Origin of the sequence: Burkholderia sp. 22PA0099, from assembly GCF_047497165.1 — a bacterium.
Taxonomy (GTDB): domain Bacteria; phylum Pseudomonadota; class Gammaproteobacteria; order Burkholderiales; family Burkholderiaceae; genus Burkholderia.
Window position 1 is genome coordinate 3749850 of sequence record NZ_CP163165.1, and the last position, 13732, is coordinate 3763581.

The following is a 13732-nucleotide window of genomic DNA, read 5'->3' on the forward strand; positions in this document are numbered from 1 at the left end:
CCTCAGCTCGAACAGCGCCAAGCGCTTCGTCTCCAGCAAGCTCCGACAGCATGAATTGCCTGCGGCCAGCACCGGCACAAACGGCACCCGGAGCGCTTCACTTCAAGCCATCTCCAACCGCCTCAAGCCACCTGCCGCGCCTGCGGCCCACGCCCACGCGTGGCAACGCCGAGCCCCAGCACGAACAGCGCCGAGGCCAGCACCGGCAGCGCCGCGGCATGGAACAGCGACGCATTGCTCCAGTTCAGCGCGATCAGTTGCCCGCCGACCAGCGGCCCGAGCACCGAGCCGATCCGACCGATCCCGAGGCTCCAGCCGATGCCGGTCGAACGCAGCGCGGTCGGATAGAACTGCCCGGCCAGCGCATTGACGGCCGGCTGGCCGCCGACCACGCAGAATCCTCCCGCGAACACCACCGCAAGCAGCCACGGCAGCGCGCCCGCCACCGCGCCGATCGCGCCCACCGACACGGCCGCGCCGAGAAAGCAGACGAACAGCACGCGCACGAAGCCGAAGCGCTCGATCAGGCTGCCGAGCAGCAAGGTGCCGACCACACCGCCCGTCTGCAACGCCGTGCCGACGATCACGGCGGTCGACGACGCATAACCGGCGTCGCGCATCACGGTCGGCAGCCAGTTCGACAGGAAGTACAGATCGATCAGGTTCATGAAGCTGATCGCCCACAGCAGCAGCGTGACGGGCAGGCGGCCGGCACGGAACAGCTCGGCGACGGGCGCGCCGTCGGTGGCCGGCTCGCGCACCACCAGGCGCGTTTGCGCGTCGACCGCCAGGCTCGGCGCGAAGCCGGCCAGCCAGGCACGGGCGCGCTCGACACGGCCCTTCAGCACCAGGAACTGCAGCGATTCGGGCAGCCACGCGAGCATGGCCAGCGCCAGCACGAGCGGCACCGCGCCGCCCGTGAAGAACACCGCGCGCCAGCCGAACGCCGGGATCAGCGCGGCGCTGATGAAGCCGCCCAGCGCCGCACCGAGCGTGAAGCCGCACGACACGACCATCATCCGCTTGACGCGGTGCGCGGCCGGGCTGAACTCGCCGACCAGCGCCATCGCGTTCGGCATGATGCAGCCGAGGCCGAGCCCCGTGACGAAGCGCAGCGCGATCAGCGTCGGGATGGTGGAGACGAACGGCGTGGCGAGCATGGTCAGCGCGAAAAACAGCGTCGAGCCGATCAGCACCGGCCGGCGGCCGATCCGGTCGGCCAGCACCGACAGCCCCAGCGCACCGATCAGCATGCCGAACAAACTCGCGCTGAACACCGGGCCCAGCGCGGATTTCGCCCCCCATTCGGCGATCACGCTCGGCGCGACATAGCCCATCGCCTGCGCGTCGAAACCATCGATGACAAGGCAGGCGCCGCACAGCACCAGCAGCAGCGCGTGGAAGCCGGGCCGCCGCGTGTCCTCGATCACGCGATCGACTTCAAGCGTGCGCGCGGCGCTCATCGCGCGGCTCCGGCCAAGACGTGCAGCGATGCCGATATCGATTCAGCGACGGCGATCGTACGAGGCAGGCCACGGCTGGGCAGGGTGACGGGCTGAAATCGGGGCATCGGGCGTCTCCGGTGGTGTCGTCTCTCGGACATGCGGGGCATGCAGGGCATGCGATACGGCACAGGCGGCCACCGCCCGCGCGCAACGTTACGAATGGTAAAACCAATTTCCCATAACGTAACCGCTGTATACCCTGATCCCGCCCTCGCCCGCCGTGCCCGGTCGATATCCATATGACCAAAACGCCGAACTGCACCTTGCCGGCACTGCTACTATCCTTGAGGTACTCGGGCCGCTTCGCTCCGTTTGCCTATCCAATCCCACCATGATCCCGCTCACCATCCCCGAACTGGTCGAACGCGCCGGCGCCCGGCCTTATCTGCGCGAGCATCTCGCGCTGGCCCCGGGCGGCAACGCGGCCATCGCCACGCTGTCCGGCATCACGCTTGGCAGTACCTATCAACCGATCTACGACGTGACGATGCCCGGCGCGCCGCAATCCTCGTCGTTCGCCGATGCGATCGAGCGCTACGGCGACGAGCTCGGATTCCAGGCGGTGCTCAGTTCGGAAAGCGAAATACCGCTCGATCCGTTCGAGGCGATCGGCGAAGACACGCTGCTGGTCGAGTTCGACCGGCTCTCGCGCGCGCTCCACGCGATCAACTTCTTCGGCGCGCAGCGTCACGGCTTGCTGTTCCTGCGGGTGCACGAGCGGCTGCTCAAGAGCGTTAAGTACGATCACGGCAAGCATTTCGGCGCCGTGTTGCGCCAGTTCGGCATCAACCCCGAACGCGTCGTGATCGAGCTGCCGGCCGCCGCCGTCGCGCACAAGACGTTCGTCGGCTATCTGACCAAGAGCTATCAGCATCACGGCTTCAAGGTGGCCGACAAGCTGCCCGATCCGGGGCGCATTCTCGCGGTCGAATCGGAGCTGGCCCGCCCGGACTACATCAAGATGGATGCCACGGTCGCGTTGCGCGACGGCATGGTGAAGGCGCTGGTCGGCTATGCGCAGCGCATGAAGGTGCCGATCATCTTTGATCAGGTATCCGATGAAACGCAGTTCTCGCTGCTGCGCCAGTACGACGTGCGGCTCATGCAGGGGCCGGTGTTCGCGCAGCCCGCGCACGTCTGAGCGCTGCTGAGCGCCGCTTGCGCGCCGTGGCCGTGGCGGCCCGGCGCTTTCCGTTGTTTCGCGCTCAGCCCGGCTCGCCGAGCCGCTGCGCCAGCGCGCGCAGCTTCGGGCCGATGCGCTTGCGAAACACCTCCTCGCCCATCGACGACGCCGGCCCGCTGCAACTGAGGATCAGCCAGCGCCCTTCGCGCGGCTCGCGATACGGCACGGCCGCCGCGTTCACGTCGTCGTGCCAGTCGCGAAACGAATAGCAACACCCGTCGCTCGCGAAATCGGCCAGCGCGCGCTCGGCCGCCGCCACGCGTGACGCGCCCGCGCGCGCCGGCACCACGCCGCGCTTCAACTCCGCCAGCAGCGCCGCGCAGGCATCGGCCGGCTGCACGGCCAGATAGGCCCGCCCCATCGAACTCGTCAGCATCGACAGCCGCGAACCGGCGGCCAGCCCCAACGTGAGCGCCGTCTCGCTGCGGATCGTTTCGAGGTAGATCATGTCGAGGCCGTCGCGGCAGCCGAGCGAGACGGCCGCGCCGATCTCGCGCGCGAGCGCCTGCATGTGCGGACGCGCCACGTCGAGCGCGCTGGCGCCGGACAGCAACGCATAGCCGAGCGACAGCACGCCGGCGTCGAGCGCGTACTTGCCGAGCGCCTCGTCGAAGCGCAGATAGCCGAGCACGCTCAACGTGTAGGCGAGCCGGTTCACGGTCGCTTTCGGCAAACCGGTGCGCTCCACGAAATCGCGATTGCCGAGCATGGTTTCGCCGGGACGGAACGCACGCAGCAGATCGAGGCCGCGCGCAAGCGCCGTGACGAACCTGCGTTCGTCGAGCGGCGGATCAAGACGGGATGAATTCATACGGTGCTACACTGGACGTCAATTTGCAGAACATTGTTCCGCATAGCGGAACTCCAGTCAAGCAAGGAGATGAAACATGGCTGCCGCCACTTTCCATTGGGACGACCCTTTGCTGCTCGACCAGCAGCTCGCCGACGACGAACGGATGATCCGCGACGCCGCCCACGCTTACGCGCAGGGCAAGCTCATGCCGCGCGTGACCGACGCGTTCCGTCACGAAAAAACCGATGCGGCGATCTTCCGCGAGATGGGCGAAATCGGCCTGCTCGGCCCGACGATCCCCGAGGAATACGGCGGCCCCGGCCTGAACGCCGTCAGCTACGGGCTGATCGCGCGCGAGGTGGAGCGCGTCGATTCCGGCTATCGCTCGATGATGTCGGTGCAGTCGTCGCTCGTGATGGTGCCGATCTTCGAATTCGGTTCGGAGGCGCAGAAGCAGAAATATCTGCCGAAGCTCGTGAGCGGCGAATGGATCGGCTGCTTCGGCCTGACCGAGCCGAATCACGGCTCGGACCCGGGCAGCATGATCACGCGCGCGAAGAAGGTGGCGGGCGGCTACGCGCTGTCGGGCGCGAAGATGTGGATCACGAATTCGCCGATCGCCGACGTGTTCGTGGTGTGGGCGCAGCTCGACGAGGACGGCCGCGACACGATCCGCGGCTTCATCCTCGAAAAGGGCTGGAAGGGGCTGTCCGCCCCGGCGATCCACGGCAAGGTGGGCCTGCGCGCGTCGATCACCGGCGAGATCGTGCTCGACGAGGTGTTCGTGCCCGAGGAAAACCTGCTGCCGAACGTCAGTGGCCTGCGCGGCCCGTTCACCTGCCTGAATTCGGCGCGCTATGGCATCGCCTGGGGCGCGCTCGGTGCGGCCGAAGCGTGCTGGCACACGGCGCGCCAGTACGTGCTCGATCGTCATCAGTTCGGCCGCCCGCTGGCCGCCAACCAGTTGATCCAGAAGAAGCTGGCCGACATGCAGACCGAAATCACGCTCGCCCTGCAGGGCGTGCTGCGCCTCGGCCGCATGAAGGACGAAGGCACCGCGGCCGTCGAGATCACCTCGATCATGAAGCGCAATTCGTGCGGCAAGGCGCTCGACATCGCACGGCTCGCGCGCGACATGCTCGGCGGCAACGGTATCTCGGACGAATTCGGCGTGGCGCGCCACCTCGTCAATCTCGAGGTGGTTAATACCTACGAGGGCACGCACGACATCCATGCGCTGATCCTCGGCCGCGCGCAGACCGGCATTCAGGCGTTCTTCTGATCTGATCGACCGAGCGGGAGCGCACCGGCCCCGATCCTCGCACCGATGAAAAACGGGCATCGCAGCGTGGCTTGCGATGCCCGTTTTCAATGCCGTGTCGTGTGGCCGCGCGCGGCGGCCACGGCGATCACTTGTTCGGCTGCGGCGTGAGGCGCAGGTACGGACGCACGGCCTTGTAGCCCTTCGGGAAGCGCTGCTTCAGCTCTTCCTCGTCCTTCAGCGACGGCACGATCACGACATCGTCGCCATCCTTCCAGTTGCCCGGCGTGGCGACCTTGTAGTTGTCGGTCAGTTGCAGCGAATCGATGACGCGCAGCACTTCGTCGAAATTGCGGCCGGTGCTGGCCGGATAGGTGATGGTCAGGCGCACCTTCTTGTTCGGATCGATGACGAACAGCGAACGCACGGTCAGCGTTTCGTTCGCGTTCGGGTGGATCATGTCGTACAGCTGCGAGACCTTGCGGTCGGCATCGGCGAGGATCGGGAAATTGACGACCGTCGATTGCGTTTCGTTGATGTCGCCGATCCAGCCCTTGTGCGACTCGGCGCTGTCGACCGACAGCGCGATCGCCTTCACGTTGCGCTTCTCGAACTCGCCCTTGAGCTTCGCGGTCAGGCCCAGTTCGGTCGTGCACACCGGGGTGTAGTCGGCCGGATGCGAGAACAGAACGCCCCAGCTGTTGCCGAGCCACTCGTGAAACTTGATGTGGCCGAGGCTCGAATCCTGCTCGAAGTCGGGTGCGATATCGCCAAGACGTAGACTCATGTTGCTCCTCCAGGATGAATGAACCGGTGGTTGGCGGCCAGGCGCGGCACGCGCGCGGCCAAAGCTCAAGCTTACGTCAACAGGCTGTTCGGGCAACGATTATTCCGTCAGATCGACATGAGGTTTTGTCATTTTTTCCCGGCACATTGAAAGTTTGGGGAAACTTTTTCGCAAGCGATTCACTCCCTCCTTTTATCGCCAGTCGTTTACCATGGCCCGTCATGCCCCCTGGCGGGCCTCTGCCGCGATCCGGCACCCCTTGCTCGCCAGCGGGCACGGGTTTCGCTAGGATGTGTGCTATGTGGTACCTCTGCACAAAGGGAGTTGCAATGTCGGAAATCAACAAGGAGAAACTGATGTCGGATATCAAAACCGTTCTCGCGGATGCGGAAGACCTGCTGAAACAAGCGGCAGCCAGCACGGGTGATCGCGCGTCGGAACTTCGCGAAAAGGCGCTGTCGCGCCTCAAGCAGGCGAAGGAAAAGGCCGCCGACGTTCAGGTCGTGGTGGTCGAGAAGGGCAAGAAGGCCGCGCGCGCCACCGACGACTACGTTCACGAACATCCGTGGACCTCGATCGGCATTGCCGCAGGCGTGGGCGTGCTGATCGGCCTGCTGATCAACCGCAAGTAAGTTCCACCGCGGCGCCCGCGAGCGGCGCCGTGTCCCGCTGCCGGGCCGGCCGGCGCCCTTCGCGCCGGCCGGCCTCGGCTCGCCGCCTCCTGCACGCGCAAGCGCCTCATCCATGACGACAGATACGCCACCGCTCCATTCAGCACACGGCCCGTTGCGCCGCCTGCTCGGGTCCGTATTCGCGCTCCTGCAAACCCGGCTGGAGCTGGTCGGGATCGAGCTCGCCGAGGAAAAAGAGCGCCTGATCGGCGTGTTGTTCCTCGGCCTCGGCGCGATGATGCTCGCCACGATGGCCCTGATCAGCATGACCGTGCTGGTCGCGATCGCATTTTGGGACACCTACCGCTGGCAGTCGCTGGCCGGCATTACGGCAATCTATGCGATCGGCGCGCTGATCTGCGGGCTTAAGGCCCGCAGCGGCCTCCGCGAAGCGCCGAGCGTCTTCGAGGCCACGCTGCACGAGCTCGAAAAGGACCGCGAACTGTTTCGCGGCAAGCCCTGACCCACTTCACGCCCACGCGCCATGAACTCATCCGCCTCGGACGACCCGTTCCGCCAGCCGCGTTCGCGGCGGCGGCTTAGTCCCACGCAGTACCGTGCGTTGCGCAAGGAATTGCTGATCCTGCGCTCGGACGTCGAACGCCTCGAACTGGCCGAAGCCGGCGCTGAACTGCGCCAGGCCGTGACGCACTTCCGCTGGTTGAAGCTGCTGATGCCCGGCTTTTCGGGCAGCTCGTTCAGCCGCTCGGCGAAAGGCATCAACGCGAGCCTCGGTTCGATCGTCAGCCAATACCCGCTCGTCAGCTCGCTCGCGTCGGCCGTGCTCGCCAAGCCGGTGCGTTCGCTGGTCGCCAAAAGCGCCGTCCCCGCCCTGAAATGGGGATCGGTCGGCTTCGCGGTGTGGGAGGCCTACCAGATCTGGCGCGGCGCCCAACGCGACAAGGCCGCGGCGGAAGCCATCAAGGTTGGCGGCGCCGCCACCGGTGCGCATCGCGTCGCGACGAAAGACAGCGACAGGCCCTGATCCTGCGGGTGCCGGCGTATCGTGCCGGCACCCTTCATCGCATCATCCAGCACGCCGGCCGCGGTTCTTCCGGGCCGGCTTCCGCGCCCGGCATCCGATTCGCTCGCGAACCGTCCGAACGCAGCAGATAGCTGCCGCAGCGATCCTCGGCCATCGGCCCTTGCCGCTCCGGCGTCGCGCTCAACACATAGCCTTCCGAACCCGCCGACTCGACTGTCAGCCGGTATACCGGTGCGCCCTGCTCCGGGATCGTACCCAGTTCGACGGGCTGCTTGCCCGGCTCGCCGCCTCCACGCGCAGCCAGATCGTGCGCGGCGCGATAGAGCGCCGTGACGGTGGCGAGACGATGACCGCGCTCGATCTGCCGCCGATACGACGGCACCGCGAATGCCGCGATCACGGCGGCGACCGCCAAAACGATCGTCAGTTCGATCAGCGTGAAGGCCGACATGCTGTTCGATCGGCACCTGTATGTGCGCAGTCGGATCACGGTGCATTCCCCTCGAACGGGGCCGCCACGACATGACGCCAACGCCGCGCGACCATCACATCGCCCTCGAACGCGACCTGCGCCTGCAGCCAGATGCGCGTGGTGCGCGTCGTGCCGGTTCCGGCCGCAGTCAGCAAATAGGCCTGCCATCGTGGATGCGAAGCGAGCGGCCAGCGTTCGATCAGGCACGCAGGCGGCATCGCGGCGCCGGGCCAGCTCGGGAATGGATGCAGCGCGGCCGGGCCATCGAGGGCGCCAGGTTGCCGCCATCCACTCGGCTCGCCAACCGCGCTCCGCACGCTCGATGTCCGCATCGGCCGCGCGATGAGGGCGACGCGCTCGGCCAGGCTTCGCTCGCATGCGTCCAGCGCGGCCTCGGCGGCGTGGAAGGCGATGCTGCGCGATGCGTAAGCGCCCACCGCGCGCGCATCGGACATCGACATCTCGAAACCTCCCGCGCTGACGACGAGCATCGCGGACAAGATGGCAAGCACGCCCGGCAGGGCCGCACCCGTCATGCGCTCGTGCCGGCGGCGGCCGTGCGATAGCGCGATGAAACGGGCTCGGTTCATCGCGTGGCGCCTTCGGCGGCAATGCCGTTACGCAACGACAGCCATTGCCGTGCGATCCAGCGTGCCCGACCATCCCGGACCCCACGTGCTCGACCATCGCAATCGACATAGCGGTTTGCCCGCGACCCTGGCGTGCCACGCACCTCGACGCAGACTTCGACAGCCACCACGTTCGCCCATGCCGCCCCCGTGATCGTTCCGGCGTCTCGCCATGCCGCCTCGTCGTGCAAGCGGTAACGCATGCGCAACCGTTCGACGCCCTCCACAAGCGGCTGGGCCACACCAGGGCGCCCGCCGCCCTCGCAATAGAGTTCCGGTTCGCCGCTGCGGCTGCCGTTGCGAACGAAGTAGCGATTGACGATCGATGGACGCTCGACCTCCGCACCGACGCCTTGCCCGAGACAGTCGGTCACCTGCCCGCTCGCGGTCGGCCAGGTCGATACCGCGTCGCCGATGTAGCGCACCTGCAGGCCGTCGGAATCGGTCGTCGCGCCGGAGCAGCCGGGTCGCGCCGGATCTCCGGATGGCCGTGCCGACGCGCATCCGAACAGTGGCGCGCTCGCTGCGCCAACCGGCGTATCGAGCGGCACGAAACCGGCCATGCGCACCGATTGCGCGATCAAGGCCAGCGCCGTGGATGCCGCATCGCGCGCCCGCATGCCGTCGAGCGACGCCCCATGCGTGCTGCGTTGCGCTCGGTAGAGCGACACGGCGGCGGCCACGACGAAGGCCGCCAACGCCAGCGCGATCAATGCTTCGATGAGCGTATGCGCCTGCTCGGTATGACGTCGCCTCATCGCTCCCCTCCCGCCGAGAACGCCAACGCCACGCAACCCTGGCTGCAAACCCTATCGTTCGATGCCGGTACATCGCGCCGCCATCGCACTTCGACCTGTGCGAATGCAGCGCGCATCGTGCTGTCGATTTGCATGTCGTTCAAACCTGCCGAGGCGCGCACGAGGTCGATCGTCGAGGTACTTCCGCTGCGCGCAAGCTCCGCCCATGAGTCGGCCATCCGGAACGCCCGCATGCGCGTGGCAGCTTCGGATGCCGCCCGCTGCATCGCGAGTTGCGCGCCGAGCACAGCAATCGTTGCACCCGCAAGCAACAGCATCGCGATCGCCACTTCGAGCAAAGCGCTGCCGGCCATCCTTCGCGCGCACCTCATTGCGTTGCCCCGCAGCGTCCAGCCGTGACGCGCGCGCGGCCGCCTGCGGCAATCCTGAGGCAACGCGCAACGCGTATTGCTCGTGCGCCGTCCACCACGCCGCGCAGCTCCTGCGGTAAAAATTCGAAGCGCCGAAAGCCGCCGATCACCTGCCCCGCAGGCGGCGTAAACACCACACCACCGGCCGCGCCGTCGACTCGCACACCCGACATGGCCGGCACTCGCCGGAGCACTGCCGGCTCATGCCGGTGCGAATCGGGCAACACGATGCTCCATCCGCACGACCACTCACCTTCGATCTTGCAAGTGCCCCCGCTCGTTGCGCATACGGGGTTCTGATCGCCGCGGCAAACCGCGACACGCACGCCTCGCGACACGGCCTCGACGCGTGCGGTGGCCAGCGCCGCCAGCATCGACATTGCACCGGCTTCCACTCGGTCGCGCTGCCGCCAGACAACGAACGATGGCGACGCGTAGGCCGCAACGATCGCAAGCAGCGCGATCGCCAGCATCGATTCCACGAGCGTGACGCCCGCCATCCGTTTCGTGATCCGCATGCCCAACCCCGCTTCGCCAGAACGATGCGAGGACTGTAGCGGGACGAACGCAGGCGCGCCATTGGCCGAACGGCCTAATGGCGCAAACCGTCATCGCCGGCAACAATCGTTGCGACGAGATCGGTTCAGGAGAGCGGGAATGAAGCGGAAGGAAAGGAAATCAGCGCTTGCGGGCCGGGCCCGGCTTGGCCGGCACCGCGCGGCGGAATTCCTCGATCACGTCGGCGAATTCGGAGACATCCTCGAAACGCCGATAGACCGATGCGAAGCGCACGTAAGCGATGGTGTCGAGCTCGCGCAACTCGTTCATGACGAGTTCGCCGAGCTTCTCGCTGCGCACCTCGCGCTCGCCGGTAGCGAGCAGTTGATACTCGATGCGGGCGACCGACGCGTCGATCGCATCCGCCGCAACGGGCCGCTTGCGCAGCGCCAGTTGCATGCTCGCGACGATCTTGCGGCGGTCGAATTCCGTGCGGCTGCCGTCCTTCTTGACGACCGCCGGCAACGCCAGCTCCACGCGCTCGTACGTCGTGAAACGCTTGTCGCAGGCGGAGCAGCGGCGGCGGCGCCGGATCGCGGCGCCATCTTCGGACACGCGGGAATCGACAACCTGCGTGTCCTCATGCCGGCAGAACGGGCAGCGCATCGGCGATCAGCGATAGACCGGGAAACGCTTGGTCAGCTCGCTGACCTGGCCGCGCACGCGTTCGAGCGTAGCCGCATCTTCCGGGTTGTCCAGCACGTCGGCGATCAGGTTGCCGACGATCTCGGCTTCCTTCGTGCCGAAGCCGCGCGTCGTCATCGCCGGCGAGCCCAGGCGAACGCCCGAGGTCACGAACGGCTTTTCCGGGTCATTCGGAATCGCGTTCTTGTTCACCGTGATGTGCGCCAGGCCCAGCGCCGCTTCCGCCGCCTTGCCCGTGATCTTCTTCGCTTGCAGATCCACCAGCATCACATGGCTTTCCGTGCGGCCCGACACGATCCGCAGGCCACGCTTGACCAGCGTTTCCGCCAGCACGCGCGCGTTGTCCACCACTTGCTGCTGATACGTCTTGAATTCCGCCGAACCGGCTTCCTTGAACGCCACCGCCTTCGCCGCGATCACGTGCATCAGCGGGCCACCCTGAATCCCCGGGAAGATCGCCGAGTTGATCTGCTTCTCGAACTCCGCCTTCATCAGGATCACGCCGCCGCGCGGGCCGCGCAGGCTCTTGTGCGTCGTCGTGGTCACGAAATCGGCGTGCGGCACCGGGTTCGGATACAGCCCCGCTGCGATCAAGCCGGCGTAGTGCGCCATGTCGACCATGAAGTACGCGCCGATGTCCTTCGCCACGCGCGAGATCCGCTCGAAATCGATCTTCAGCGAGAACGCCGAGGCGCCCGCGATGATCAGCTTCGGCTTGGTTTCGTGCGCGCGCTTTTCCAGTGCTTCGTAATCGATGTCTTCGTTCGCGTCCAGGCCGTAGCTGACCACGTTGAACCACTTGCCCGACATGTTCAGCGCCATGCCGTGCGTCAGGTGGCCGCCTTCGGCCAGGCTCAGGCCCATGATCGTGTCGCCCGGCTTCAGCACCGCGAAGAACACGCCCTGGTTCGCCTGCGAACCCGAGTTCGGCTGCACGTTCGCCGCTTCCGCGCCGAACAGCGCCTTCACGCGATCGATCGCCAGTTGCTCGACCACGTCCACGTTCTCGCAGCCGCCGTAATAGCGCTTGCCGGGGTAGCCTTCCGCGTACTTGTTGGTCAGTTGCGAACCTTGCGCAGCCATGACTGCCGGGCTGGTGTAGTTCTCGGAAGCGATCAGCTCGATGTGATCTTCCTGGCGCTGGTTTTCGTGCTGGATCGCCTGCCAGAGGTCGGGATCGACGTTCGCGATGGTGCTTTGGGCTCTGTCAAACATACGGTTTCCGTCAAGTGTGTACAGGTTGACCGGGGCGGCCGAGTACATTGCGCAATGCTGGCGGCATGGCCAGCCCGGCGCGACGGAAAAATCCGGTTGACGCAAGGCGGACAGCCACCGGCAATGTACGCAACGGCGCACAACGGCTGCCCAGGCGAACGGCAAAAACGAAGCCCTGCGCTTCACGGTGGGATGCTCCACCTTGAACCCGAGGGTTCTATCGCCAGTCACGCAGGGGCTGATGAGCGCCGTAGTTTATTGGATGCCCGATGAATAGGCAACCGGCCGGCCACCCCGCCGAAGCAATAGGGGCACGAACAAAATCAATCCGACTCCCAAGCCGGACGCGGCTTTCCGAGCGGTCGGCACACGCTTGGCCGGCCCCGCGGCCGGAGCATGTCGCCTTGCCGCAACGCGGCATTCTCAGTAGGCTAACGATCCCCCCTATCGTTTCACCCTACCGACCAGGAGCAGCAATGATCGTGTTCGTCACCGGCGCATCCGCAGGATTCGGCGCCGCCATCGCCCGAGCGTTCGTCAAGGGCGGCCACCGCGTGGTCGCCAGCGCCCGCCGCAAGGACCGCCTCGACGCACTCGCCGCCGAACTGGGCGCAGCCCTGCTGCCCGTCGAGCTCGACGTGCGCGACCGCGGCGCCGTCGAGGCGACGCTGAACGGCTTGCCCACGGAGTTCGCCGATGTCGACGTGCTCGTCAACAACGCCGGCCTCGCGCTCGGCACCGAGCCGGCGCAGCGCGCCAGCCTCGACGAATGGCAGACGATGATCGACACCAATTGCTCGGGCCTCGTCACCGTCACGCACACCTTGCTGCCCGGCATGATCGCGCGCGGTCGCGGCCACGTCTTCAATCTTGGCTCGGTGGCCGGCACCTATCCGTACGCAGGCGGCAACGTGTACGGCGCGACCAAGGCATTCGTCCGACAATTCAGCCTGAACCTGCGCACCGATCTGCTCGGTACGCCGCTGCGCGTGACCGACATCGAGCCGGGCCTGTGCGGCGGCACCGAATTCTCGAACGTGCGCTTTCGCGGCGACGATGAAAAGGCCTCCAATGTCTACGCGAACGTCCAGCCGCTCACGGCGGAGGACATCGCCGACACGATCTACTGGATCGCGACGCGCCCCGCCCACGTCAACATCAATACGGTCGAAATGATGCCGGTCGCGCAAGCGCCGGCCGGCCTCGCAGTGCATCGCGGCTAAATACGCTCCCGGCCTGCTCCCATGCCCCTCGGCGGGGCCGGGCAGGTCGTCGCGCGCGCAACATTCGGTTACCAAACCCGGCCGAAAGCGGCGAAACGTTCCGGTAGAATGCGCTGCCATGACCGACGCCGATCGTAAGCCCGAAGCCGCGTTTGCGTTCCACTGGCCAGTGCGTGTGTATTACGAAGATACCGACGCCGGCGGGATCGTCTTCTACGCCAATTATCTGAAGTATTTCGAGCGCGCCCGCACCGAATGGCTGCGCGCCTGCGGGCTCGATCAGCATCATCTCGCCGCGGAAACCGGCGCGATGTTCGTGGTGCGCGACACGGCGGTCGATTACCGCGCGCCAGCCCGGCTCGACGATCTGCTGACCATCGTCAGCCGAATCGAGCGCTTCGGGCGAGCCTCGCTGATCTTCGTTCAGGAGGCCTGGCACGGCGACGCGCTGCTGGTATCCGGGCGCACCGGCATCGGCTGGGTCGATCGCGCTTCGCTGCGGCCGGTGGGCATCCCGGCTGCCGTTCGCGGTGCACTGGAACGGGGTCCGGCCTCGAATCTGTCAACGGCCGACGCATCAATACCGTTTATCTAAAACCGATGAAACTTGCGGCCCCGATCCGGGATCGATAAGAGC

Annotated in this window: 17 protein-coding genes and 1 riboswitch; of the genes, 7 read left to right on the top strand and 10 right to left on the bottom strand. The window is 66.4% G+C overall.

What is annotated here, in order from left to right; genetic code table 11:
* Nucleotides 1–122: 122 nt before the first annotated feature.
* Nucleotides 123–1463 (bottom strand): MFS transporter, encoded by a 1341-nt coding sequence (locus AB4851_RS32030; protein ID WP_414450264.1) that lies wholly within the window; start codon nt 1461–1463, stop codon nt 123–125.
* Nucleotides 1464–1836: 373 nt separating this feature from the next.
* Here AB4851_RS32030 and AB4851_RS32035 point away from each other — a divergent pair, with 373 nt between their 5' ends.
* On the top strand, nt 1837–2646 hold the full coding sequence (locus tag AB4851_RS32035; protein WP_414450265.1) for an EAL domain-containing protein: 810 nt from the start codon (nt 1837–1839) through the stop codon (nt 2644–2646).
* A gap of 64 nt (nt 2647–2710) precedes the next feature.
* Here AB4851_RS32035 and AB4851_RS32040 read toward each other — a convergent pair whose 3' ends face one another.
* Nucleotides 2711–3499, bottom strand: coding sequence for an IclR family transcriptional regulator (locus AB4851_RS32040; RefSeq protein ID WP_414450266.1), 789 nt, complete (start codon nt 3497–3499; stop codon nt 2711–2713).
* Between the two features lie 76 nt (nt 3500–3575).
* Between AB4851_RS32040 and AB4851_RS32045 the strand changes: the two genes are divergently transcribed.
* Entirely contained in the window at nt 3576–4763 is a 1188-nt protein-coding gene (locus tag AB4851_RS32045) for an acyl-CoA dehydrogenase (protein WP_414450267.1), read from the top strand.
* A gap of 127 nt (nt 4764–4890) precedes the next feature.
* Here AB4851_RS32045 and AB4851_RS32050 read toward each other — a convergent pair whose 3' ends face one another.
* Nucleotides 4891–5529, bottom strand: coding sequence for a peroxiredoxin (locus AB4851_RS32050; protein ID WP_414450268.1), 639 nt, complete (start codon nt 5527–5529; stop codon nt 4891–4893).
* Nucleotides 5530–5858: 329 nt separating this feature from the next.
* On the opposite strand from AB4851_RS32050, the gene AB4851_RS32055 reads away from it, so the two are divergent.
* The 3 genes from AB4851_RS32055 (at nt 5859) to AB4851_RS32065 (ending at nt 7185) form a co-directional block, all read left to right on the top strand.
* Nucleotides 5859–6161 (top strand): DUF883 family protein, encoded by a 303-nt coding sequence (locus AB4851_RS32055; protein ID WP_414445529.1) that lies wholly within the window; start codon nt 5859–5861, stop codon nt 6159–6161.
* Nucleotides 6162–6273: 112 nt separating this feature from the next.
* The gene (locus tag AB4851_RS32060) at nt 6274–6663 is read left to right on the top strand and encodes a phage holin family protein (protein WP_414450269.1); all 390 of its coding nucleotides are present in this window, start codon (nt 6274–6276) and stop codon (nt 6661–6663) included.
* A 21-nt stretch (nt 6664–6684) separates the two neighbouring features.
* A complete protein-coding gene (locus AB4851_RS32065; RefSeq protein ID WP_414450270.1) occupies nt 6685–7185 on the top strand; it encodes a DUF3318 domain-containing protein in 501 nt (166 codons plus the stop codon).
* A gap of 34 nt (nt 7186–7219) precedes the next feature.
* On the opposite strand, the gene AB4851_RS32070 is transcribed toward AB4851_RS32065, so the two are convergent.
* From AB4851_RS32070 to glyA, 7 genes are all read right to left on the bottom strand, one after another.
* Nucleotides 7220–7636, bottom strand: a complete 417-nt coding sequence (locus AB4851_RS32070; protein ID WP_414450271.1) for a type IV pilin protein — start codon at nt 7634–7636, stop codon at nt 7220–7222.
* A 35-nt stretch (nt 7637–7671) separates the two neighbouring features.
* On the bottom strand, nt 7672–8112 hold the full coding sequence (locus AB4851_RS32075) for a hypothetical protein (RefSeq protein WP_414450272.1): 441 nt from the start codon (nt 8110–8112) through the stop codon (nt 7672–7674).
* A gap of 131 nt (nt 8113–8243) precedes the next feature.
* On the bottom strand, nt 8244–9044 hold the full coding sequence (locus AB4851_RS32080; protein WP_414450273.1) for a PilW family protein: 801 nt from the start codon (nt 9042–9044) through the stop codon (nt 8244–8246).
* Entirely contained in the window at nt 9041–9397 is a 357-nt protein-coding gene (locus tag AB4851_RS32085) for a type IV pilus modification PilV family protein (protein WP_414450274.1), read from the bottom strand. The genes AB4851_RS32080 and AB4851_RS32085 overlap by 4 nt, the downstream gene beginning before the upstream one ends.
* Before the next feature lie 14 nt (nt 9398–9411).
* Nucleotides 9412–9972 (bottom strand): GspH/FimT family pseudopilin, encoded by a 561-nt coding sequence (locus AB4851_RS32090; protein WP_414450275.1) that lies wholly within the window; start codon nt 9970–9972, stop codon nt 9412–9414.
* Between the two features lie 160 nt (nt 9973–10132).
* Nucleotides 10133–10618 carry a transcriptional regulator NrdR gene (gene nrdR / locus AB4851_RS32095; protein WP_414450276.1) on the bottom strand — a complete coding sequence of 162 codons (486 nt, stop codon included), beginning with the start codon at nt 10616–10618 and terminating at the stop codon, nt 10133–10135.
* A 6-nt stretch (nt 10619–10624) separates the two neighbouring features.
* Nucleotides 10625–11872 (bottom strand): serine hydroxymethyltransferase, encoded by a 1248-nt coding sequence (gene glyA / locus AB4851_RS32100; RefSeq protein ID WP_414450277.1) that lies wholly within the window; start codon nt 11870–11872, stop codon nt 10625–10627.
* Between the two features lie 141 nt (nt 11873–12013).
* Nucleotides 12014–12113: riboswitch (ZMP/ZTP riboswitch) on the bottom strand.
* Between the two features lie 235 nt (nt 12114–12348).
* Here glyA and AB4851_RS32105 point away from each other — a divergent pair.
* Both AB4851_RS32105 and ybgC read left to right on the top strand, forming a co-directional pair.
* Nucleotides 12349–13095, top strand: coding sequence for an SDR family oxidoreductase (locus AB4851_RS32105; RefSeq protein ID WP_414450278.1), 747 nt, complete (start codon nt 12349–12351; stop codon nt 13093–13095).
* Between the two features lie 118 nt (nt 13096–13213).
* On the top strand, nt 13214–13690 hold the full coding sequence (gene ybgC / locus AB4851_RS32110; RefSeq protein WP_414450279.1) for a tol-pal system-associated acyl-CoA thioesterase: 477 nt from the start codon (nt 13214–13216) through the stop codon (nt 13688–13690).
* Nucleotides 13691–13732: the final 42 nt, after the last annotated feature.

Excerpts from the sequence above, each read along its gene's own strand:
- AB4851_RS32030 (WP_414450264.1), bottom strand. The coding sequence starts at position 1,463 with ATGAGCGCCGCGCGCACGCTTGAAGTCGATCGCGTGATCGAGGACACG.
- AB4851_RS32035 (WP_414450265.1), top strand. The coding sequence starts at position 1,837 with ATGATCCCGCTCACCATCCCCGAACTGGTCGAACGCGCCGGCGCCCGG.
- AB4851_RS32040 (WP_414450266.1), bottom strand. The coding sequence starts at position 3,499 with ATGAATTCATCCCGTCTTGATCCGCCGCTCGACGAACGCAGGTTCGTC.
- AB4851_RS32045 (WP_414450267.1), top strand. The coding sequence starts at position 3,576 with ATGGCTGCCGCCACTTTCCATTGGGACGACCCTTTGCTGCTCGACCAG.
- AB4851_RS32050 (WP_414450268.1), bottom strand. The coding sequence starts at position 5,529 with ATGAGTCTACGTCTTGGCGATATCGCACCCGACTTCGAGCAGGATTCG.
- AB4851_RS32055 (WP_414445529.1), top strand. The coding sequence starts at position 5,859 with ATGTCGGAAATCAACAAGGAGAAACTGATGTCGGATATCAAAACCGTT.
- AB4851_RS32060 (WP_414450269.1), top strand. The coding sequence starts at position 6,274 with ATGACGACAGATACGCCACCGCTCCATTCAGCACACGGCCCGTTGCGC.
- AB4851_RS32065 (WP_414450270.1), top strand. The coding sequence starts at position 6,685 with ATGAACTCATCCGCCTCGGACGACCCGTTCCGCCAGCCGCGTTCGCGG.
- AB4851_RS32070 (WP_414450271.1), bottom strand. The coding sequence starts at position 7,636 with ATGTCGGCCTTCACGCTGATCGAACTGACGATCGTTTTGGCGGTCGCC.
- AB4851_RS32075 (WP_414450272.1), bottom strand. The coding sequence starts at position 8,112 with ATGTCCGATGCGCGCGCGGTGGGCGCTTACGCATCGCGCAGCATCGCC.
- AB4851_RS32080 (WP_414450273.1), bottom strand. The coding sequence starts at position 9,044 with ATGAGGCGACGTCATACCGAGCAGGCGCATACGCTCATCGAAGCATTG.
- AB4851_RS32085 (WP_414450274.1), bottom strand. The coding sequence starts at position 9,397 with ATGGCCGGCAGCGCTTTGCTCGAAGTGGCGATCGCGATGCTGTTGCTT.
- AB4851_RS32090 (WP_414450275.1), bottom strand. The coding sequence starts at position 9,972 with ATGCGGATCACGAAACGGATGGCGGGCGTCACGCTCGTGGAATCGATG.
- nrdR (WP_414450276.1), bottom strand. The coding sequence starts at position 10,618 with ATGCGCTGCCCGTTCTGCCGGCATGAGGACACGCAGGTTGTCGATTCC.
- glyA (WP_414450277.1), bottom strand. The coding sequence starts at position 11,872 with ATGTTTGACAGAGCCCAAAGCACCATCGCGAACGTCGATCCCGACCTC.
- AB4851_RS32105 (WP_414450278.1), top strand. The coding sequence starts at position 12,349 with ATGATCGTGTTCGTCACCGGCGCATCCGCAGGATTCGGCGCCGCCATC.
- ybgC (WP_414450279.1), top strand. The coding sequence starts at position 13,214 with ATGACCGACGCCGATCGTAAGCCCGAAGCCGCGTTTGCGTTCCACTGG.